Source organism: Burkholderia sp. JP2-270, from assembly GCF_003233675.1.
Classification (GTDB): domain Bacteria; phylum Pseudomonadota; class Gammaproteobacteria; order Burkholderiales; family Burkholderiaceae; genus Burkholderia; species Burkholderia pyrrocinia_C.
In genome coordinates, this window is the sequence record NZ_CP029824.1 from 1,360,809 (window position 1) to 1,379,238 (window position 18,430).

Genomic DNA, 18,430 nt, shown 5'->3' on the forward strand with positions numbered 1-18,430 from the left:
AACGGGTCAGTGCACCGGCCGTCAGCGGCACGCGTTCAGCAGGTCGTCGAGCGCGGCTTCCTCGCGCGCGAAGCGTTCGGCGAGAAAGTCGAGCAGCACGCGCACGCGCGGCGCCATGTAGCGCTTGCTGTGATAGATCGCGTGCAGCGGCGCGTCCTGGTGCCGCCAGTCGGACAGCAGCACGCGCAGCCGGCCCGCGCGGACGTCGTCGGCGATGTCCCACAGCGATTTCAGCGCGATGCCGTGGCCGCGCAGCGTCCATTCGCGCGTGAGGCCGCCGTCGTTGGTCTCGAATGCGGTCGCGACCGGCACCCGGTGGATCTGCACCTCGTCGCCGCGCGTGAAGTGCCAGACGTTCATCGGCCCGGACGCGATCGTGATCACGTTGCACGGAAAGCGGGCCAGATCGTGTGGATCGGTCGGCACGCCGTGGCGCTCGACGAACGACGGCGCCGCGCACAGCACGCGCCGGTTCGTCGCGAGCCGGCGGGCGATCAGCGCGCCGTCGGGCGGCGCGGCGAAGCGGATCGCGAGGTCGATCTCGTCCTGCCACAGGTTCGACGACGAATCGGACGCCGTCAGCGAAAACGTGACGTCCGGATGGCGCGTCGTGAACTCGTCGAGCCAGTCGAGCAACTGGTTGCGGCCGAAATCGGACGTCGACGACAGCCGCACCTTGCCGCCGACGACGTTGCGGCCTTCCTGCAGCATCGCGTCCGCGTCGTCGAGCGCCTGCAGCGCCTGGCGGCAGCAGTTCAGGTACAGCCGGCCTTCGTCGGTGAGCCGCAACTGCCGCGTCGAACGTTCGAAGAGCCGCGTCGCGGTCTTCGCCTCGAGCTTCGCGAGGCGCGCGCTCGCGGCGGCCGGCGTGAGGTTCAGCTTGCGCCCGGCAGCGGACAGGCTGCCCAGTTCCGCCGCCTCGACGAACAGCCGGATATCACCCAGTCGATCCATTCGATTTTCCAGAATTTTTTGAAAATGGTTCAAATGCCACGCCAATTATCAAATATAGGCGTATTCGGGACAATGCGCGCACATCCCGCTTCTTGTGCGGTGCGGCACCGACCGGGCGCCGCGTCCGCCGCCTTCCGGAGAACGTCATGCCCATTCCGTTACTGGCGCTCGCGATCAGCGCCTTCGCCATCGGCACCACCGAATTCATCATCATGGGCCTGCTGCCCGAGGTCGCGCACGATCTCGCCGTTTCGCTGCCGTCGGCCGGCCTGCTCGTCACGGGCTACGCGCTCGGCGTCGCGGTCGGCGCGCCGCTGCTCGCGGTGCTGACGAGCCGCATGCCGCGCAAGGCCGCGCTGCAGTTGCTGATGGCGATCTTCATCGTCGGCAACGTGTTGTGCGCCACCGCGTCCGGCTACGCGATGCTGATGGTCGCGCGCGTGGTCACGTCGTTCGCGCACGGGTCGTTCTTCGGGATCGGCGCGGTGGTCGCCGCGTCGCTCGTGCCGGCCGACAAGCGCGCGAGCGCGATCGCACTGATGTTCACGGGGCTCACGCTGTCGAACGTGCTCGGCGTGCCGTTCGGCACGTTCGTCGGCCAGCTGCTCGGCTGGCGCGCGTCGTTCTGGATCGTCGCCGCGCTCGGCGTGCTGGCGCTCGGCGGCGTGGCCGCGCTCGTGCCGAACCGCCACGACAGCGGGCCGGTCGGCCTCGGCCACGAGGTGCGCGTGCTGAAGGAGCCGCAGGTATGGCTCGCACTGCTGATGACCGTGCTCGGCTTCGGCGGCGTGTTCGTCGTGTTCACGTATATCGCGCCGATTCTCGAAACCGTATCGGGCTACTCGCCGCGCTCGGTCGCGCTGATCCTCGTGCTGTTCGGCGCGGGGCTGACGATCGGCAACACGATCGGCGGCAAGCTCGCCGACCGCACGCTGATGCCGTCGCTGATCGCGATCCTCGTCGCGCTGATGGCCGTGATGGCCGTATTCGCCAAAACGAGCCACCTGCCGGTCGCGGCCGCCGTCACCGTATTCGTGTGGGGGATCGCCGCGTTCGCGACGGTGCCGCCGCTGCAGGCGCGCGTGGTCGAGAAGGCCGCGAGCGCGCCGAATCTTGCGTCGACGCTCAATATCGGCGCGTTCAACGTGGGCAATGCGGGCGGCGCGTGGCTCGGCGGCCTCGCGCTGGAACACGGCTTCGCGCTCGATGCGCTGCCGTGGGTCGCCGTCGCGGTGACGTTCGCGGCGCTCGTCGTCACGTGGCTCGCGATGCGGCTCGATGCGCGGGCGCCGGCACGCGGCGCGGCGCCCGCGCCGCAATGAGCGGCGCGATCGCGGCATGACGGCGACGCCATAGCGGCAGGAAAAGGTTCGCGAGAAACGCATTCCTCCGCGATGCTGATAACGGTGTGAAGATAACTTCGTTTGCCCGCGCAAGGCCGGGTGATAGCGTCTCGATACGCGCCGTTGCAGGCGCAACCCGATTCCGATCCCGGCTTACCCCATACGCAGGGCCGCGCGGCGGCCCGGAGGCAATGCTATGTCTTCATCCCTGGCGCTGGTGCGCGACGTGTCTTCCTTCGAGTCCGGCAACGCCGCCGACACGCGGGCATCCGCGTCGCTCGATGTCCTCGAACAGGTCGTCGGCGTGAATCTCGCGCGCTTGCGCGCCGAGCGGCAACTGTCGCTCGATGCGCTCGCGCGGCTGTCCGGCGTGTCGCGCGCGATGCTCGCGCAGATCGAGTCGGCGCGCAGCGTGCCGTCGATCAAGGTGCTCTGCAAGATCGCCGCAGCGCTGAAGGTGTCGGTCGCCGCGTTCCTGCGCCGCCACGCGGTGAACGGCTTCGAACACCTGGCGGCCGAGCGCGCGTCGCGCGTCGTCAGCTCGAACGGCCGTTTCTCGGCACGTGCGCTGTACCCGGAAGGCGAGCCGGCCGCGGCCGAATTCCACGAGCTGCGGATCGCGCCGCTGCATACGGAACCCGGCACGCGCCGCGCGCCCGGCACGACGGTCAACCTGGTCGTCAGCGAGGGCACGCTCGAAGTCAGCGTGCATGATCGCCGCCAGTTGCTCGCGACCGGCGACGCGATCGTGTTCGATGCCGACCAGCCGTACAGCCTGCGCAACCCGGGCGACAGCGAAGCGCGCGCGTTCCGCGTGACGGTGAGCCCCGAGGTGCCGCCGCGCTGGCTCGTGCCCGACGCGGCGCACGCGGCCGGCTGATCGTGCGGGCCGCACGGAACGGTCGCCGTCCCCGTCTCGGGCGGGATCGCTGCGCGGCCGTCGGCCGTTTGGACGATGCCGTTAGACGGAGTCGTCAGTAAGGTTTTAGGTGTTGTTGGCTGCGCGATGCGCGCGGCTGTTGTATGCTTGGCCCGCCGGTGATGGGCAGCCCCCATCCGGCAATCAGTGCGTCTTCAGGGCGGGGCGAAATTCCCCACCGGCGGTAGGCTGGCGTAAGCCGGCGAGCCCGCGAGCGCCCGCGCCACCGCGCGGGGTCAGCAGATCTGGTCGAATGCCAGAGCCGACGGTCACAGTCCGGATGAGAGAAGATGTGCAGATAGTCATGTCCGCCAGGGCCGCTTCGCGATGCGTGCGAAGCGGGTTGTCGTTCTGTCTGTTTGCAATGCCCTGAAACGTTTTTCGCCCAAATCGTATTTGCGAGGAGCGTTTCACATGTCCTTGATGTCCGTTTCGTCGGCTCCCGCCGACGCCTTTGCCGATCTCCCGTTGCTGGATTCCGAACCGGTGCCGCCGCGCATCGCCGCTGCGCTCGATGCCATGCGCGCGGGCCGCGCCGTCGTGTTGCAGGACGACCACGACCGCGAGAACGAGGCCGACCTGATCGTCGCCGCCGAGCGCATCACACCCGAGACGATGGCGCTGCTGATCCGCGAGTGCAGCGGCATCGTATGCCTGTGCCTGACCGACGACACGGTGCGCGCGCTCGAGCTGCCGCCGATGGTGCAGACCAACGAGAGCCGCAACGGCACCGCGTTCACCGTATCGATCGAGGCGCGCGAAGGCGTGCATACGGGCGTATCGGCGGCCGACCGCGTGACGACGATCCGCGCGGCGATCGCCGACGGTGCGAAGCCGCACGACATCGTGCGTCCCGGCCACGTGTTTCCGCTGCGTGCGCAACCGGGCGGCGTGCTCGCGCGCCGCGGTCATACCGAAGGCACGGTCGACCTGTCGATCCTCGCGGGCCTGAAGCCGGCCGGCGTGCTGTGCGAGCTGATGAATCCGGACGGCACGATGACGCGCGGCGACGACGTCGAGCGTTTCGCGCAACGGCACGGGCTGCCGATGCTGACGATCGCGGAACTCGTCGAATTCCGCGAGGCGCTGGCCGCGGCGCGCGAGCGTTGCTGCGAGCCGGCCTGAGCGAGGACGGAGCGGGCGCGTTCGCGCGCCCCTGCCTGATACGGCCTTGAAGTCAGGACTGCACGTCGCCGAATTCGCCGCGCATGCCGGCTTCGACGAGCGCCGGCAGTTCGTCCATCTTGCGCATGATCCGCGTGATGCCCATCGCGCGCAGCGCATCCGCGTAGTTGTCGGGGATGTGGCTCGCGCCGACGAACGCGATCGTCTTCATCCCTGCCGCACGCGCGGCATTCAGTCCCGATACGCTGTCCTCGACGACGATGCAGCGCGCCGGCGCCACGCCGAGCGTTTGCGCCGCATGCAGGTAGACGTCGGGGTAGGGCTTCGGCCGCGACACCTGCTCGGAACTGAACACGCGCTCGCCGAAGATCTCGGTGAGCGACGCGCGCTTCAGCGAGCTGCGCACGCGCACGAGCCGGCTGTTCGACACGACGGCTGCCGGCAGGCTGACCTTCAGCAGCGCGTCGCGCACGCCGGTGATCGGCGCGAGCGACTGCGCCAGCGCGATCTCGATGTTGTGCTCGATGGTCTCGATGAAGTCGGCAGGCATCTCGACGCCGAAGCGGGATTCGAGCCCCGCGAGGAAACGCGACGTCTGCTGGCCGAACGCCGACTTCGCGGCGGCTTCGAAATCGATATGCGGGAAGGTGGCGGTCAGCGTGTCGAGCAGCACGCGGTCGGCGATGACTTCGCTGTCGACGAGCACGCCGTCGCAGTCGCAGATGAGGTGATCGAGCATGATGGTGAACAAGCGGGATATCGGCGACGCCGATCGATTCGCCATGATACGTGCTTTCACGCGCATGCCGCGCGACGTTTCGGCAAATCTGCCCGATGCGGCCGTACCGTCGCAGCATTTCGTACAGGTGTGCTGCCGATCGTGCGACGGCGGCGGCCCGCTTGCACGGACCGCCATCGCTTGCGTCACACCTCGATCACGCGCCCCGTTTTCCACGACGTCATCGCGGCCTCGGCCAGCTCGAGCGCGGCGAGCCCGTCGTCGATCGTCGTCCTGACCGGTGTGCCGTCGCGCAGCGCGTCGACGAAGTGCGCGATCTCGGCCGCGTACGCATGCCGGTAGCGCTCGAGGAAGAACGGCTCCGGCACGTCCGTCGCGATGCCGCCGGCCAGCCACGCGCTCACCTCGGTCGGCCGCACGTTGCCGGCCTGCAGCATCCCGTTGCTGCCGAGCAGCTCGAAGCGCTGGTCGTAGCCGTAGGCCGCCCGCCGCGACGTGTTGATCTGGCACAGCAGCCCGCGCCGCGTGCGGATCGTCACGGCGGTCGAATCGATGTCGCCGGCATCGAGCACGGCCGGGTCGGTCAGGCAACTGCCGGTCGCGTGCAGCGTCTGCGCTTCGTCGCCGAGGATCCAGCGGAACACGTCGAAATCGTGGATCAGCATGTCCTTGAAGATGCCGCCCGAGCTGCGGATATAGTCGACGGGCGGTGCGCCCGGGTCGCGGCTCGTGACGACCAGCATCTCCGGCGTACCGATCTCGCCGCGTTCGACGCGCGCCTTCAGTGCGGCGAAGGTCGGGTCGAAGCGGCGCTGGAAGCCGATCATGCAGGTCACGCCGGTGTGCCGCACGACCTCCGCGCATTCGCGCGAGCGCTCGACGGTCAGGTCGACCGGCTTCTCGCAGAACACGGCCTTGCCCGCGTTTGCCGCCGCGACGATCAGGTCCGCATGCGTGTCGGTGCTCGACGCGATCACCACCGCCTGCACGGCCGCATCGCCGAGCGCGCGTTCGATATCGGCGACCTGCGCGCCGTATGCGTGTGCGAGCGCTTCAGCCGACGGCGTATGCCGGTCGATCACGTATTTCAGTTTCGCGCCCGGATGGCGCGCGAGATTCGCCGCATGGATCTTGCCGATTCTTCCCGCGCCGAACAAAGCGAATTCGATCATCCTGTTCTCCTCTTCCATTGAGTTCGTTGTCTTCTTCCTGTCGGGCCCGCGCATGGGGGGCATATCGAGTGCGTGGCCGCACGCGTCGTCACGTGTACGGGTCGTCACGCCGGCCGCGCACCGCGGCGACGCTCAGCAATCCGCCAGTTCACGCCGCACGTATTCGATGCTCGCGCGCAGCCGGTCTTCGATGTCGTCGGCTTCGGCGATTTCGTTCGCGAACGGCTCGAACGAGAACGCGCCGCGGTAGCCGCGCGCGAGCAGTTCGCGCAACTGCCGGATGTTGCCGAGCCGGTCGGCGCCGCCGACCAGCACGCGATGGCCGTCGCGCATCCGGTCGACCGGCAGGTCGTCTTCGTCGACGCCCGAGATGTGCACGAGGCCCGTCAGGTTCGGGAAGAAGATGTCCTCGCCCGACAGATGATGGTGGAACGTGTCGTGCACGAGCCGGAAGACCTGTTCGCCGGCCGCGTCGCAGATGCCTTTCACCGCGTCCGACTTGCGGCGCAGCGCGCACTCCTCGAAGCCGAGCGGCTCGATGAAGCCGAGCAGGCCGCGCGCTTCGAGGATCGGCTTGAGCGCCTTCAGCGCTTTCACGAGATCCGCATGGCGCGCGTGAGCGCCGCGCGTGTCGCCGCGGCTGTTGGTCGGGCACAGCACCAGCGCGCGCGCGCCGCATTGCGCCGCGTAGTCGGCCAGCACGGTGGCTTCGTCCGCACGCTCGGCGTTCCATTGCTCGAAGCGCTGCAGCGCATTGATCGTCAGGATCGTCGCGCCGCCGGCTTCGGCCGTCGCACGCACTGCGGCGGCCGGCGTGCCGTCGGCGATCTCGACGCCGTCGAGATCGTTGCGGATCTCGATCGTGTCGATGCCGAGGCGCCGGCACAGCGCGACATAGCGGTCGAGCGGCAGGCGCGGCGCGCTCATCCGGTTCAGCGAAAAGTGGAATGCTTGCGTCATCGTTCTGTCCTTGCGTGTCGAGTGGAGCTGGGTCCGGATCAGGTGCCGGTGCGAGCGGTGCCACCGGCCGGCGGGTTTGGCGGCGGCGCGGCGAGTGCGTGCCACGTGTCGCGCAGCCAGTGCGCGCACGCGACGTTGTTGTCGACGATCGAATAGCGTGCGCCGCCGCCGTAGTCGGGAAACGGGATGAACTCGCAACTGATCTGCTCGAGCCGCGTCGGCCGCGCGTGAACCTGCGATTGCAGCAACTGGCGCAGCGCGGTTTTCCACGTGTCGAGCAGCGCCGCGCGCCATTCGCCGTGATAGGTGCCCGGTGCCGGCGCGACGAACGGGTACTGGATGCCGCGGCCGGGCCGGCCGTCCGCGCGGCGCATCCAGCGGTTCTCGGGATTGTTCGGAATCACGCTGCGCGCATGCGCATGCCGGACCCAGCCGCGCGCGATCCAGTCGGTGTAGATGGCCGCAGGCGATGCGGGGTCGAGCATCAGGCTGCCGCTGTCGACCCGTTCGCGAATGCCCGATGCGTCGAGTTCGGCGCGATTGCCGATCTTGAACAGCAGGTGCGAATGATCGAGCGTGATCCGGAACGGCGCACCGGCCTGCTCGACATGCCGCGCGACACGCGCGACGCGCGTGAAATCCTCGCTCCACATGTCGACGTGCACTTCGAGGCTCGGCAGGCATCCGACCGGTTCGCCGCGTTCGTACGTACGCAGGTAGAAATCGGCGACTTCGCGGTCCGACAGCGGATGGCCGTCCGCGTGATGCGCATAGAGCTGGCAGTTGAGCACCGTGCTGCCGAACCGCGCGCCGGCATCGACGATTTCGGCGACATGCGCTTCGTCGCGGCCCGCGCACCAGATGCCCCCGATCACGCGAATCGGCAGCGCGTGGCGTTCGACCAGCGCGAAATACGGCGACAGATCTTCGCCGCGCGACGGGTTCTTTTCGACGTAGTCGAACACGCCGGCGCCGGCGATCATCCGGAAGCGTTCGGCTGGCGTGGGCAACGGCAGGCCGTCGTGTTCGAGCACGCCGTCGAGGTTCACGCCGATGAGGATCGGTTCAGCCATCGTCTCCTGTCCGTGGTTGTGCTGGGGATGGCTGTCCAATGTACGGATGCGCCGCGCGCGCTGCATGACAAACGTTGACGAAAAATCGCCAATGCGCCGGTCGATTTTTTTTCGGCACGCGCATGCGCCGCGATGCGCGGCGACATTCAGGGCCGCAGGTAGGCGCTCGTCCTCACGTTCGCCGCACAGAACACGCGGAATTCGACCGGGTCGCCCGGCGGCGGCTGTTCGACGATCCCGCACGCATGCAGCACGTGCTGCAGCGCGGAAATAGCCTGTCCGTCCGGATCCTGGTCGATCGCGAGATCCATTGCGCCGGCGTCGATGAAGGTGCGGTGCTCGTCGAGCATCTCGTGTCCGATCCAGACCACGCGCCCGGTCGCGCCGGCCTTGCGCAGCGCCGCTTCGATGCCGGCCGAGCCGGCGCCGCTGTTGTAGATCGCGACCACGTCGTCGTGCGCCTGGAGTGCGTTCGTCACCGCGCGGTAGCAGCGGTCGTCCTGGTCGAGCGTCTCGACCGGCTCGCCGTCGCAGCGAAGCGACGCGAACGCATCGGCGAGCTGGTCGCGGCAGCCGGCCATCCGGTCGACGTGCGCGCGGTAGCCCATGCGGCCGCCGAGCAGCAGCACGCGGCCGGGGCGTGCCGTCAGGCGGCCGATGTAGTAGCCGGCCGTGCGCCCGGCGCGGTAGTTGTCGATGCCCGCGTAGTGCACGCGGTCGACGCCGCCGATGTCGGTGACCATCGTGACGACGGCTTCGCCGCGCGCGATCGCGCCGGCCAGCGCAGCGCGCACGCGGGCGGTGTCGCGTGCCGTGACGATCAGCGCTGCGCGCCGGTATGCGGGCCGTTCGATCAGCGCGGCGGCCCGTTCGTCGTCCGCGGCGGGCAGGATCGTCCGGTGCACGACTACGCGCCGGTCGAGCATCTGCAGCGAGCGCTGCAGCGCCTGCTGGAGCCGCCGGAAGAACGGCGCGTCGGTGTCCGGCAGCAGCACGTCGACGTGAAGCAGCCCGTGCCGCGTGTCGGGCAGCTGCCGCGGCACGCCGAGCTGCCGCGCCGCCGCGACCACGCGCTCGCGCGCCTGCGCCGACACGCTGCCGCGCTCGTTCAGCACGCGGTCGACGGTGGTCGTGCTGACGCCCGCGAGCGCCGCGATCTCGTCGAAGCGCGCGGTGCGCTTGCGCCAGCGCGGCCCGGATTCACCTGCCATGGTCGTCTCCATCGTTGTAGTCGCCATCATCGGGGGCGTGGCGCTGTCGGGAACGCTAAAACGATGGCGAAATTTCGTCAATGTTTCGATTGAGCAGGGGCGGCCAGTCGCCTAATTTTGGTTCCATGGGGGAAGCGCTTGCCGCACTTCCCGCGCACAAGCAAACCAGGAGACACGAGTGGTCCATACCGACGACCAGGCGCACGATCGCACGGCGGCGCGCCGTCAGGAATACCGAATGATCGGCGGCGCCGGCGAGCGCGCGCACGCGGCAGGGCTCGTCAACGCCGAGTGGTACCGGTGCGCGGTGCCGCGGCCGCTGATGAAGCAGTTGATGCAGCGCGGCGACGCGCGTGCGATCCGCGACACGCTGATCTGGTACGCGGCGATCGTGGCCAGCGGCGTGCTCGCGTGGTTTGCGTGGCGTGCGCATTCGGCGTGGGCGATCCCCGCGTTCTTCGTGTATGGCACGCTCTACTGCAGCCCGGCCGACTCGCGCTGGCACGAATGCGGGCACGGCACCGCGTTTCGCACGCGCTGGATGAACGACGCGCTGTACCAGGTCGCGTCGTTCCAGGTGTTCCGCCGCGCGACGGCGTGGCGCTGGAGCCATGCGCGCCATCACACCGACACGCTGGTCGTCGGGCGCGATCCGGAAATCGCCGCGCCGAAGCCGACCGACTGGCTCGCGCTCGCGCTGAACGTCGTCGCGCTGAAGCATGTGGCCGGCGAGCTGCGCAAGATGATCGCGGCCGCGTTCACCGGCCGGCTCGACGACGAGGAGCGCACCTACGTGCCCGAGTCGGAATGGCCGAAGGTCGTGCGCGAGGCGCGCATCCATCTGGCGGTCTATGCGCTCGTGACCGGTGCGTCGCTGTACTGGCACACGCTCCTGCCGCTGCTCTACATCGGCTTGCCGAGCCTCTACGGCGCATGGCTGTACCTGTACTTCGGCCTCACGCAGCACGCGGGCATGCCCGAGAACGTGCTCGATCACCGGCGCAATTGCCGCACCGTGATGATGAATCCGGTGTTCCGCTTCCTGTACTGGAACATGAACTACCACGTCGAGCACCACATGTTCCCGATGGTGCCGTTTCACGCGCTGCCGAAGCTGCACGAGGCCGTGAAGGCCGACATGCCGCCGCCGTACCGCAGCACGCTCGCCGCGTATGCGGAGATCGTGCCGGCGCTGGTCCGGCAGACGCGCGACCCGTCCCATTACGTCGTGCGGCCGGTGCCGGACACGGCGCGCGCGTGATCGACATCGAACAACCCAATCAAGGAGACACGCATCATGACGCAATGGATCGACACCGGCGCGCTCGACGACATCGACGACGAGGACGTCGCGCGCTTCGATCACGCAGGCCGCACGTACGCGATCTACCGGATCGACGGCGAGGTTTATGCAAGCGACGGCCTGTGCACGCACGAGAACGTGCATCTCGCGGACGGGCTCGTGATCGACCATGTGATCGAATGCCCGAAGCACAACGGCCGCTTCGACGTGCGCGATGGCCGGCCGCTGTCCGCGCCCGCGTGCGAGAAGCTGCGCACCTACCGCGCGAAGATCGAGGGCGGCCGGATCCTGATCGAGGTGTGATGCGATGACGAACCACCGTGTGATGGCGATCGTCGGCGCGGGCCATGCGGGCGGCCGCGCGGCGCAGGTGCTGCGCGAGTCCGGCTGGCACGGGCGCATCGTGCTGATCGGCGCGGAGTCGCACCTGCCGTACGAGCGGCCGCCGTTGTCGAAGGGCGTGCTGACGGGCGAGCGCAGCGCGGCGCAGTGCCGGTTGCGCGATCCGGACGCATGGGCGGCCGACGGCATCGAACCGGTCGTCGCGACGGTCGAGCGCATCGATCCGAACGTACGCGAAGTGCGCGTATCCGGCGGCCGGGTGTTCGGCTACGACGTGCTGCTGCTCGCGACCGGCGCTCGCGCGCGCCGCCTCGCGATTCCGGGCGCGGCGCTCGACGGGGTGTTTGCACTGCGCACGCTCGACGACGCGGCGGCAGTCGGCGCGCGGCTCGTGCCCGGCGCGCGGATCGTGCTGATCGGCGGCGGCTTCATCGGTCTCGAAGTCGCGGCATCGGCGCGGCTGCGCGGCTGCCGCGTGACCGTGCTCGACGCGGCGCCGCGCCTGCTCGGGCGCGCGGTGCCGGAGTCGATCGCGGCGCGCGTGCAGGCGCTTCACGAGGAGCAGGGCGTGGCGATCCGCGTGAACCGGAAACCCGTTGCGATCGAGCGGACCTCGGGCGGCGCGCTGGCCGTCGCGCTCGACGACGGCGACACGCTGATTGCCGATACGGTCGTGGCCGGCATCGGCATCGAACCGGCCGACGAGCTGGCGCGCGACGCGGGCCTCGTTGTCGATCGCGGCATCGTCGTGAACGCGCGGCTCGAGACGTCGGCGTGCGGCGTCTATGCGGCCGGCGACGTCGCGGTGTTTCCGAGTGCGTTGTCGGGGCGACCGGTCCGGCAGGAGACATGGCACGGCGCGGAGACCCAGGCGCGCGCCGCCGCGCGCAACATGCTCGGCGCTGACGAACCGTATCGAGAAATGCCGTGGTTCTGGTCGGATCAGTACGACGCGCAGTTGCAGGTGGCAGGGGAGCCGGCGCTCGGTGAACGGTCGGTTGCGCGCGTGCCCGGCGACGATGCGGAAATCCGCTTTCATTTCGACGCGGGCGGACGGCTCGTCGCGGCGAGCGGCTTCGGCCGCGCGTCCGGATTCGTCAAGGAGATGAAGCTGGCGAGGACGCTGGTCGAACGCGGCGCCACGGTGGCACCCGCGGCGGTCGCCGACGCGAGCGTGAAGCTGAAATCGCTGCTGCCGGCGTCGGCCGGCGGGTAGGCGGAACGCGCGATGAAAAACAGCCCGCGGCCTTCCGGCGCGCGGGCTGTGTTGCTTCGTCGATGCAATGGGCCGCGTCAGTGCGGCACGTGCAGTTGCAGATAGAGCACGGCTGCGAGCGAGCCGCCGATCAGCGGGCCGACCACCGGAATCCACGCATAGCGCCAGTCGCTGTCGCGCTTGCCGGGAATCGGCAGCAGCGCATGCATGAGGCGCGGCGCGAGGTCGCGCGCGGGGCTCATCGCATAGCCGGTCGGGCCGCCGAGGGAGATGCCGATGCCGAGCACGAGCAGGCCGACGGGCAGCGCGTCGAGCGCGCCGAGGCCGACTTGCGGCGATGCGAGATACAGCACGCCGAGGATCAGCACGAACGTGCAGATCGCCTCGGTCAGCACGTTGTGCCGGACGCTGCGGATCGCGGGCGCCGTGCAGAACACCGCGAGCTTCAGGTCCGCATCGGCTTCCTTCGCGAAGTGCTGGCGATACGCGAGCCACACAAGCAGTGCGCCCGCCATCCCGCCGAGCATCTGCGCGAGGATGTAGCCGCCGACTTTCGACCACGCGAACTTGCCCGCGAGCGCCAGGCTGATCGTCACGATCGGGTTCAGGTGCGCGCCGCTGAACGACGCGGTCACGTAGACGGCGACGAATACGGCCATCGCCCAGCCCCACACGATCACGATCAGGTCCGCGCCCTTGCCCTTGGTCTTGGCAAGCAGCACGTTCGCGACCGCGCCGTTGCCGAGCAGCACGAGGATCGCCGTGCCGATGAATTCCGCAATATAAGGTGACATGGTTGTCTCTCGTATGTCGCGGCGGACTCGCGCGCTGCGCGGTCCGCCGGTGTTGTTGTATTTCGTCTGGATGGCTGACGATTACTGGGTGTCGTCGGCCCACGCCTTCGCGGCGCGCACCGCACGCTGCCAGCCGGCCATGCAGCGTTCGACCTGCTCCTTCGGCATCGACGGCGAGAAGCGGCGGTCGAGCTGCCACTGGTCGCGCACTTCGTCGAGGTTTTTCCAGTAGCCGATCGCGAGGCCCGCGAGATACGCCGCGCCGAGCGCGGTCGTCTCGGTGATCTGCGGACGCACCGCGTCGACGCCGAGCAGGTCGGCCTGGAACTGCATCAGCAGGTCGTTCGCGCTTGCGCCGCCGTCGACGCGCAGCTCGCCGATACTGATGCCCGAATCGGCTTCCATCGCGGCCAGCACGTCGAGCGACTGGTACGCGATCGAATCGAGCGCCGCGCGCGCGAGGTGCGCGGCCGTCGTGCCGCGCGTGACGCCGAACACCGAGCCACGCGCCCGCGCGTTCCAGTGCGGCGCGCCGAGGCCGGCGAACGCGGGCACGAGATAGACGCCGTCGGTGTGCGGCACGCTCGCGGCGAGCGCCTCGATTTCGGCGGCCGTCTTGATGATGCCGACGCCGTCGCGCAGCCACTGCACGACCGCGCCCGCGATGAAGATGCTGCCTTCGAGCGCGTACTGCACGTCGTCGCCGATCTGCCATGCGATCGTCGTGACGAGGTTGTTCTTCGACTCGATCGGCTTGTCGCCGGTGTTCATCATCAGGAAGCAGCCGGTGCCGTAGGTGTTCTTCACCATGCCCGACGTCGTGCACATCTGGCCGAACAGCGCCGCGTGCTGGTCGCCGGCGATGCCCGCGAGCGGGATCTTCGACGCGAATACGGTGGTCTTCGTATGACCGTAGATTTCCGACGACGCCTTCACTTCCGGCAGCATGCTGCGCGGGATGTCGAGCAGTTCGAGCAGCTCGCTGTCCCACTCGCGCGTATGGATGTTGAACAGCATCGTGCGCGACGCGTTCGTCACGTCGGTCACGTGCAGCTCGTGCTTCGTGAAGTTCCACACGAGCCAGCTGTCGACGGTGCCGAATGCGAGCTTGCCCTGGCGTGCCTTGTCGCGCGCGCCCGGCACGTTGTCGAGAATCCAGCGGATCTTCGTCGCGGAGAAGTACGAATCGATCGGCAGGCCGGTCTTTGCGCGCACCTTCGCTTCGAGGCCCTGCTGCTTCAGCGAGTCGCAGAAGTCGGCGGTGCGGCGATCCTGCCAGACGATCGCGTTGTACACGGGCTGGCCCGTCTCGCGATCCCAGACGATCGTCGTCTCGCGCTGGTTGGTGATGCCGATCGCCGCGATCGACGTGCCGTTCAGGCCCGTGCGCGTGACGGCTTCCGCGGCGACGCCGGCTTGCGTCGACCAGATTTCCTGCGGGTCGTGCTCGACCCAGCCGGGTTGCGGGTAGATCTGTTCGAATTCCTTCTGGGCGATCGACACGATATTGCCCTGGCGATCGAACAGCATCGCGCGGGAACTCGTGGTGCCCTGGTCAAGCGCGAGGATGTACTGGTCCTGCATGTCTCTCATCTCCATCCGTGGATTGGCTTAGTTGTGATGCGCGCCGCATGGTGCGCGGCGCGTCGGTGAGTCAACGTCGGTAAGACAACTGCAACTGCTTTCGGATCACGCGTGCGGCGCGTGCGCGGCGGCGAACCACGCGTCGACCGCGGCCGTCACGGCATCGAGCGTGCCCGGCGCGACGTGCAGGCCGAGCTTCGAGCGGCGCCACAGCACGTCCTGCGCGCAGGTCGCCCATTCGGCATCGCGCAGGTAGCGCAGTTCGGCGTCGTAGATGCCCGGCGCGATTTCGGTGCCGAGATCGGCGAGCGACTTCGCGCCGTCGACCACGCGTTCCGCACGCGTGCCGTAGGCGCGCGCATAACGGCGGGCGAGTGCGGCGGGCAGCCACGGATGACGTTTCGCGAACGTGTTGGCGAATACGTCGAACTTCGCGTTCGCGATGTCGCCGCCCGGCAGCGCGACGCCGGCCGTCCAGGTTTTCGCGTCGCGGCCGAGCGCGCGGCACAGCATGTCGCCGGCTTCTTCCGCGAGCTTGCGGAACGTCGTGATCTTGCCGCCGAACACCGACAGCAGCGGCGCGCCGGCGCCGTCGTCCAGCTCGAGGCGGTAGTCGCGCGTGACGGCCGATGCGTTCGCCGCGTTCTCGTCTTCCAGCAGCGGGCGTACGCCCGAATAGGTCCAGTGCACGTCGGCCGGCGAGATCTTGCGCTTGAAGTAGCGGTTGATCGAATCGCACAGGTACTGCGTCTCGTCGCGATCGATCGCGACCTTGGCGGGATCGTTCGTGTATTCGACGTCGGTCGTGCCGATCAGCGTGAAGTCGTGTTCGTACGGAATCGCGAAGATGATCCGCTTGTCCGGGTTCTGGAAGATGTACGCGTGATCGTGATCGAACAGGCGGCGGGTGATGATGTGGCTGCCCTTCACGAGCCGCACGCTGTGCTGCGCGCCGCGGCCGAGCGCGCCATGCAGCACGTCGCCGACCCACGGGCCGGCCGCGTTCGCGATCGCGCGTGCATGCACGACGCGGATCGAACCGTCGGCGTGCTGCAGCCGCGCTTCCCATTCGTCGCCGCGGCGTTCGGCGGATACCAGCTTCGTGCGCGTCAGGATCTCGGCGCCGCGCTCCTTCGCATCCATCGCGTTCAGCACGACGAGGCGCGCGTCGTCGACCCAGCCGTCCGAATACACGAAGCCGCGCTTGATCGAGTCGATCAGCGGCGCGCCGGCCGCATGGCGGCGCATGTCGATGCCGCGCGAGCCGGGCAGCAGTTCGCGTTTCGCGAGGTGATCGTAGAGGAACAGGCCGATGCGGATCAGCCAGGCCGGACGCAGGTTCGGCATGTGCGGCATCACGAAGCGCAGCGGCCACATGATGTGCGGCGCTGCGCGCAGCAGCGTCTCGCGCTCCTGCAGCGCCTTGCGCACGAGTCCGAACTCGTTGTACTCGAGATAACGCAGGCCGCCGTGAATCAGCTTCGTGCTGGACGACGACGTGTGCGACGCGAGATCGTCCTGCTCGCAGAGCATGACCGACAGGCCGCGGCCGGCCGCATCGCGCGCGATCCCCGCGCCGTTGATGCCGCCGCCGACGACGAGCAGATCGTAGCGATTCGGTTGGGTCACCTGCTGTCCTTATCGTCTGATTGAAATGGACGAACACGAAATGTTCGAATTCGAAATTTAACGAACGAAATCGAAAAAGTAAAGTTCGAAAAAGCGGGGCCAGTAGCGCGCGGCGCGATCCCGGACGATACTGGCGCAATCGACCGTTTCGCGAGGTGAATCATGCGTATTGGGATGTGGGCCGGCGTGTGCGCCGTCCTTCTGGCGGGGTGCAGCACCGGCACGCCGCCGCTTGCCGGCAACTGGCGGGCGCCGTCGTTCGCCGACCTGCAGACGTCGTGCGGCGGCACGGCGCGCGACTGGGGCGCGGACGCGCAGCCGGTCTACTCGACGCTGTACGACGCGTACGTGGCGAAACGGTATCGCGGGCTGACCGAGGCGAACTATTGCGCGTTCGTAAACGAACTTTCGACGCGCTATGCGGCGCCCGACGCGGCGGCGCGCGCCGGCTGGATCGCGTATTTCAACGGTGCACGCGCGCAGGCCATCAGCTGGCGGGCGGCGGTCGATCCGACGCTGCGCGGCGGCTGAAGCCGGCCGCGGCCTGGTGAGGCGAACCGGCGGGGAAGCGGAAACGACCGTGCGGCCGGGGATCCGGCCGCACGGTCAGGTCAGGAACAGCGGGGTTTCACGAATAGCGGTACTTGATGGATCGGAGCGCCGCGTCGCCGGTCTCGGTCACGCAGTATTTGCGCCCCGAGCCGAGTCCTTCCAGGCGGACGAGCTGCTGTTCGAGCAGTGTATCCAGTTCATCCCGATCCATGTCGCGCTGATCAGGCGCGTCCTTTACAAGCAATAGCGTGGCGAATTCATGCGGACTCAGCATCGTTCTCTCCATGGCAACCGGACTGCCCGCGCGGCCGGCGCAAACGCCGACGCACGATACCCCGCGGGGTATGGCTTGGGGGGAAAGCTGTATTCGCCGGCCCTGCGGTTTGCACCCGCCCTGGCACAGGCGGATCGGGCGAACGGGCCGGGGAACTGGAGTCTAGTCGAGCGCGCGGGCAACGACAAATCGTGCCCCGTTAATTTTCCGTTTGACAGGAGAATGCGTCGCAAGCGGTCCGCTCGCGGCGCCAACTTCTTGATTTCACTTGAAGTTTCGGGTGCGGTGCAGCATCGCTGGCGCCCTCGCAGGCGTCATTCCGCGACATACACCTGAGTGCCGGCGGCGGCCACCGTGTCGGCCATCTCGGGCGGCAGCGGCTTGTCGGTGAAAAGCGCGTGCACCTGGCTCAGGTGGCCCTGGCGCACCAGCGCCGGGCGGCCGACCTTCGAATGGTCGGTGACGAGGTAGACCGTGCGCGCATGCTGCATGATCGCCTCGGCGACGCGCACCTCGCGCGTGTCGAAGTCGCGCAGCGTGCCGTCGGCCTCGATCGCCGACGTGCCGATGATCGCGTAGTCGACCTTGAACTGGCGGATGAAGTCGATCGCGAGTTCGCCGACGATGCCCTTGTCCCACGGCCGCACGATGCCGCCCGTGATCAGCACCTCGCAGTCGGGGTAGCCGCTCATCATCGACGCGACGTTCAGGTTGTTCGTGATCACGTGCAGCCCGTGGTGGCGGTTCAGCGCGCGCGCGACTTCCTCGGTCGTCGTGCCGAGGTTGATGAACAGCGACGCCTGGTCGGGGATGTGCGATGCCGCGAGCGCCGCGATGCGCCGCTTCTCGTCGTGGAACATCCGCTGGCGCGCCGTGTACGACACGTTCTCCGAGCTGGTCGGCAGGCTCGCGCCGCCGTGGTAGCGGCGCAGCAGGTTCAGGTCGGCGAGCCAGTTCACGTCGCGGCGGATCGTCTGCGGCGTCACCGCGAAGTGCGCGGCGAGATCGTCGACGGTCACGAAGCCGTCGCGCTGCACCCATTCGAGCAGTTCCTGCTGGCGCGCGTTGAGGGTGAGGCGGGGATCTCGGGTCATGGCTCGATGGTCGTGTCGTGAGACGGAGCGGGTATTGTAAGGGCGGCAACGGCGTTCGGCCGGCCTGGCCGGCACGGTCGCCCGAAATTCATGCGGAAATCGCATGGATTCATGTGACAAATGAATTTGTGCGATTGCGCTGATCG

The 18,430-nt window shown here is 68.4% G+C and carries 18 protein-coding genes and 1 riboswitch; of the genes, 7 read left to right on the forward strand and 11 right to left on the reverse strand.

Annotation, left to right across the window (positions count from 1 at the left end; translation table 11 throughout):
* Positions 1-21: 21 nt before the first annotated feature.
* Positions 22-954 (reverse strand): LysR family transcriptional regulator, encoded by a 933-nt coding sequence (locus tag DM992_RS06515; protein ID WP_111016159.1) that lies wholly within the window; start codon positions 952-954, stop codon positions 22-24.
* Positions 955-1,100: 146 nt separating this feature from the next.
* Between DM992_RS06515 and DM992_RS06520 the strand changes: the two genes are divergently transcribed.
* The 3 genes from DM992_RS06520 (at position 1,101) to ribB (ending at position 4,341) form a co-directional block, all read left to right on the forward strand.
* The gene (locus DM992_RS06520; RefSeq protein ID WP_111016160.1) at positions 1,101-2,276 is read left to right on the forward strand and encodes an MFS transporter; all 1,176 of its coding nucleotides are present in this window, start codon (positions 1,101-1,103) and stop codon (positions 2,274-2,276) included.
* A gap of 217 nt (positions 2,277-2,493) precedes the next feature.
* Complete coding sequence (locus DM992_RS06525) at positions 2,494-3,177, forward strand: XRE family transcriptional regulator (protein WP_111016161.1); 684 nt, start codon at positions 2,494-2,496, stop codon at positions 3,175-3,177.
* Positions 3,178-3,363: 186 nt separating this feature from the next.
* Positions 3,364-3,512: riboswitch (FMN riboswitch) on the forward strand.
* A 118-nt stretch (positions 3,513-3,630) separates the two neighbouring features.
* Complete coding sequence (gene ribB / locus DM992_RS06530; RefSeq protein ID WP_006489272.1) at positions 3,631-4,341, forward strand: 3,4-dihydroxy-2-butanone-4-phosphate synthase; 711 nt, start codon at positions 3,631-3,633, stop codon at positions 4,339-4,341.
* A gap of 52 nt (positions 4,342-4,393) precedes the next feature.
* On the opposite strand, the gene DM992_RS06535 is transcribed toward ribB, so the two are convergent.
* The 5 genes from DM992_RS06535 to DM992_RS06555 all read right to left on the reverse strand — a co-directional run bounded on the left by DM992_RS06535 (position 4,394) and on the right by DM992_RS06555 (position 9,496).
* Positions 4,394-5,080 carry an HAD family hydrolase gene (locus tag DM992_RS06535; RefSeq protein WP_111017835.1) on the reverse strand — a complete coding sequence of 229 codons (687 nt, stop codon included), beginning with the start codon at positions 5,078-5,080 and terminating at the stop codon, positions 4,394-4,396.
* Positions 5,081-5,265: 185 nt separating this feature from the next.
* Positions 5,266-6,252: an inositol 2-dehydrogenase gene (gene iolG, locus DM992_RS06540; protein WP_111017836.1), complete on the reverse strand. Its 987-nt coding sequence runs from the start codon at positions 6,250-6,252 to the stop codon at positions 5,266-5,268.
* Positions 6,253-6,384: 132 nt separating this feature from the next.
* Complete coding sequence (locus tag DM992_RS06545) at positions 6,385-7,212, reverse strand: TIM barrel protein (protein ID WP_111016162.1); 828 nt, start codon at positions 7,210-7,212, stop codon at positions 6,385-6,387.
* A gap of 38 nt (positions 7,213-7,250) precedes the next feature.
* Positions 7,251-8,285 carry a xylose isomerase gene (locus tag DM992_RS06550; protein WP_111016163.1) on the reverse strand — a complete coding sequence of 345 codons (1,035 nt, stop codon included), beginning with the start codon at positions 8,283-8,285 and terminating at the stop codon, positions 7,251-7,253.
* 146 nt (positions 8,286-8,431) lie between these two features.
* Entirely contained in the window at positions 8,432-9,496 is a 1,065-nt protein-coding gene (locus DM992_RS06555; protein WP_111017837.1) for a LacI family DNA-binding transcriptional regulator, read from the reverse strand.
* A 178-nt stretch (positions 9,497-9,674) separates the two neighbouring features.
* Here DM992_RS06555 and DM992_RS06560 point away from each other — a divergent pair, with 178 nt between their 5' ends.
* From DM992_RS06560 to DM992_RS06570, 3 genes are read left to right on the forward strand one after another with little or no spacing between them, the layout of a single operon-like run.
* Positions 9,675-10,757 carry a fatty acid desaturase family protein gene (locus tag DM992_RS06560; protein WP_111016164.1) on the forward strand — a complete coding sequence of 361 codons (1,083 nt, stop codon included), beginning with the start codon at positions 9,675-9,677 and terminating at the stop codon, positions 10,755-10,757.
* A gap of 36 nt (positions 10,758-10,793) precedes the next feature.
* Positions 10,794-11,102: a non-heme iron oxygenase ferredoxin subunit gene (locus tag DM992_RS06565; protein ID WP_111016165.1), complete on the forward strand. Its 309-nt coding sequence runs from the start codon at positions 10,794-10,796 to the stop codon at positions 11,100-11,102.
* Positions 11,103-11,106: 4 nt separating this feature from the next.
* A complete protein-coding gene (locus tag DM992_RS06570; protein WP_111016166.1) occupies positions 11,107-12,357 on the forward strand; it encodes an FAD-dependent oxidoreductase in 1,251 nt (416 codons plus the stop codon).
* Between the two features lie 77 nt (positions 12,358-12,434).
* On the opposite strand, the gene DM992_RS06575 is transcribed toward DM992_RS06570, so the two are convergent.
* The 3 genes from DM992_RS06575 to glpD form a co-directional block, all read right to left on the reverse strand.
* A complete protein-coding gene (locus DM992_RS06575) occupies positions 12,435-13,151 on the reverse strand; it encodes an MIP/aquaporin family protein (protein WP_034178959.1) in 717 nt (238 codons plus the stop codon).
* 81 nt (positions 13,152-13,232) lie between these two features.
* Positions 13,233-14,735 carry a glycerol kinase GlpK gene (gene glpK / locus DM992_RS06580; protein ID WP_111016167.1) on the reverse strand — a complete coding sequence of 501 codons (1,503 nt, stop codon included), beginning with the start codon at positions 14,733-14,735 and terminating at the stop codon, positions 13,233-13,235.
* A gap of 105 nt (positions 14,736-14,840) precedes the next feature.
* Positions 14,841-16,364, reverse strand: coding sequence for a glycerol-3-phosphate dehydrogenase (glpD, locus tag DM992_RS06585; RefSeq protein WP_111016168.1), 1,524 nt, complete (start codon positions 16,362-16,364; stop codon positions 14,841-14,843).
* A 162-nt stretch (positions 16,365-16,526) separates the two neighbouring features.
* Between glpD and DM992_RS06590 the strand changes: the two genes are divergently transcribed.
* Positions 16,527-16,895, forward strand: coding sequence for a hypothetical protein (locus DM992_RS06590; protein WP_204356105.1), 369 nt, complete (start codon positions 16,527-16,529; stop codon positions 16,893-16,895).
* A 97-nt stretch (positions 16,896-16,992) separates the two neighbouring features.
* On the opposite strand, the gene DM992_RS06595 is transcribed toward DM992_RS06590, so the two are convergent.
* On the reverse strand, positions 16,993-17,190 hold the full coding sequence (locus tag DM992_RS06595; RefSeq protein ID WP_034179421.1) for a hypothetical protein: 198 nt from the start codon (positions 17,188-17,190) through the stop codon (positions 16,993-16,995).
* Between the two features lie 314 nt (positions 17,191-17,504).
* Positions 17,505-18,284 carry a DeoR/GlpR family DNA-binding transcription regulator gene (locus DM992_RS06605; RefSeq protein WP_006493999.1) on the reverse strand — a complete coding sequence of 260 codons (780 nt, stop codon included), beginning with the start codon at positions 18,282-18,284 and terminating at the stop codon, positions 17,505-17,507.
* Between the last annotated feature and the right edge of the window lie 146 nt (positions 18,285-18,430).

Excerpts from the sequence above, each read along its gene's own strand:
- DM992_RS06515 (WP_111016159.1), bottom strand. The coding sequence starts at position 954 with ATGGATCGACTGGGTGATATCCGGCTGTTCGTCGAGGCGGCGGAACTG.
- DM992_RS06520 (WP_111016160.1), top strand. The coding sequence starts at position 1,101 with ATGCCCATTCCGTTACTGGCGCTCGCGATCAGCGCCTTCGCCATCGGC.
- DM992_RS06525 (WP_111016161.1), top strand. The coding sequence starts at position 2,494 with ATGTCTTCATCCCTGGCGCTGGTGCGCGACGTGTCTTCCTTCGAGTCC.
- ribB (WP_006489272.1), top strand. The coding sequence starts at position 3,631 with ATGTCCTTGATGTCCGTTTCGTCGGCTCCCGCCGACGCCTTTGCCGAT.
- DM992_RS06535 (WP_111017835.1), bottom strand. The coding sequence starts at position 5,080 with ATGCTCGATCACCTCATCTGCGACTGCGACGGCGTGCTCGTCGACAGC.
- iolG (WP_111017836.1), bottom strand. The coding sequence starts at position 6,252 with ATGATCGAATTCGCTTTGTTCGGCGCGGGAAGAATCGGCAAGATCCAT.
- DM992_RS06545 (WP_111016162.1), bottom strand. The coding sequence starts at position 7,212 with ATGACGCAAGCATTCCACTTTTCGCTGAACCGGATGAGCGCGCCGCGC.
- DM992_RS06550 (WP_111016163.1), bottom strand. The coding sequence starts at position 8,285 with ATGGCTGAACCGATCCTCATCGGCGTGAACCTCGACGGCGTGCTCGAA.
- DM992_RS06555 (WP_111017837.1), bottom strand. The coding sequence starts at position 9,496 with ATGGCAGGTGAATCCGGGCCGCGCTGGCGCAAGCGCACCGCGCGCTTC.
- DM992_RS06565 (WP_111016165.1), top strand. The coding sequence starts at position 10,794 with ATGACGCAATGGATCGACACCGGCGCGCTCGACGACATCGACGACGAG.
- DM992_RS06570 (WP_111016166.1), top strand. The coding sequence starts at position 11,107 with ATGACGAACCACCGTGTGATGGCGATCGTCGGCGCGGGCCATGCGGGC.
- DM992_RS06575 (WP_034178959.1), bottom strand. The coding sequence starts at position 13,151 with ATGTCACCTTATATTGCGGAATTCATCGGCACGGCGATCCTCGTGCTG.
- glpK (WP_111016167.1), bottom strand. The coding sequence starts at position 14,735 with ATGCAGGACCAGTACATCCTCGCGCTTGACCAGGGCACCACGAGTTCC.
- DM992_RS06590 (WP_204356105.1), top strand. The coding sequence starts at position 16,527 with ATGCGTATTGGGATGTGGGCCGGCGTGTGCGCCGTCCTTCTGGCGGGG.
- DM992_RS06595 (WP_034179421.1), bottom strand. The coding sequence starts at position 17,190 with ATGCTGAGTCCGCATGAATTCGCCACGCTATTGCTTGTAAAGGACGCG.
- DM992_RS06605 (WP_006493999.1), bottom strand. The coding sequence starts at position 18,284 with ATGACCCGAGATCCCCGCCTCACCCTCAACGCGCGCCAGCAGGAACTG.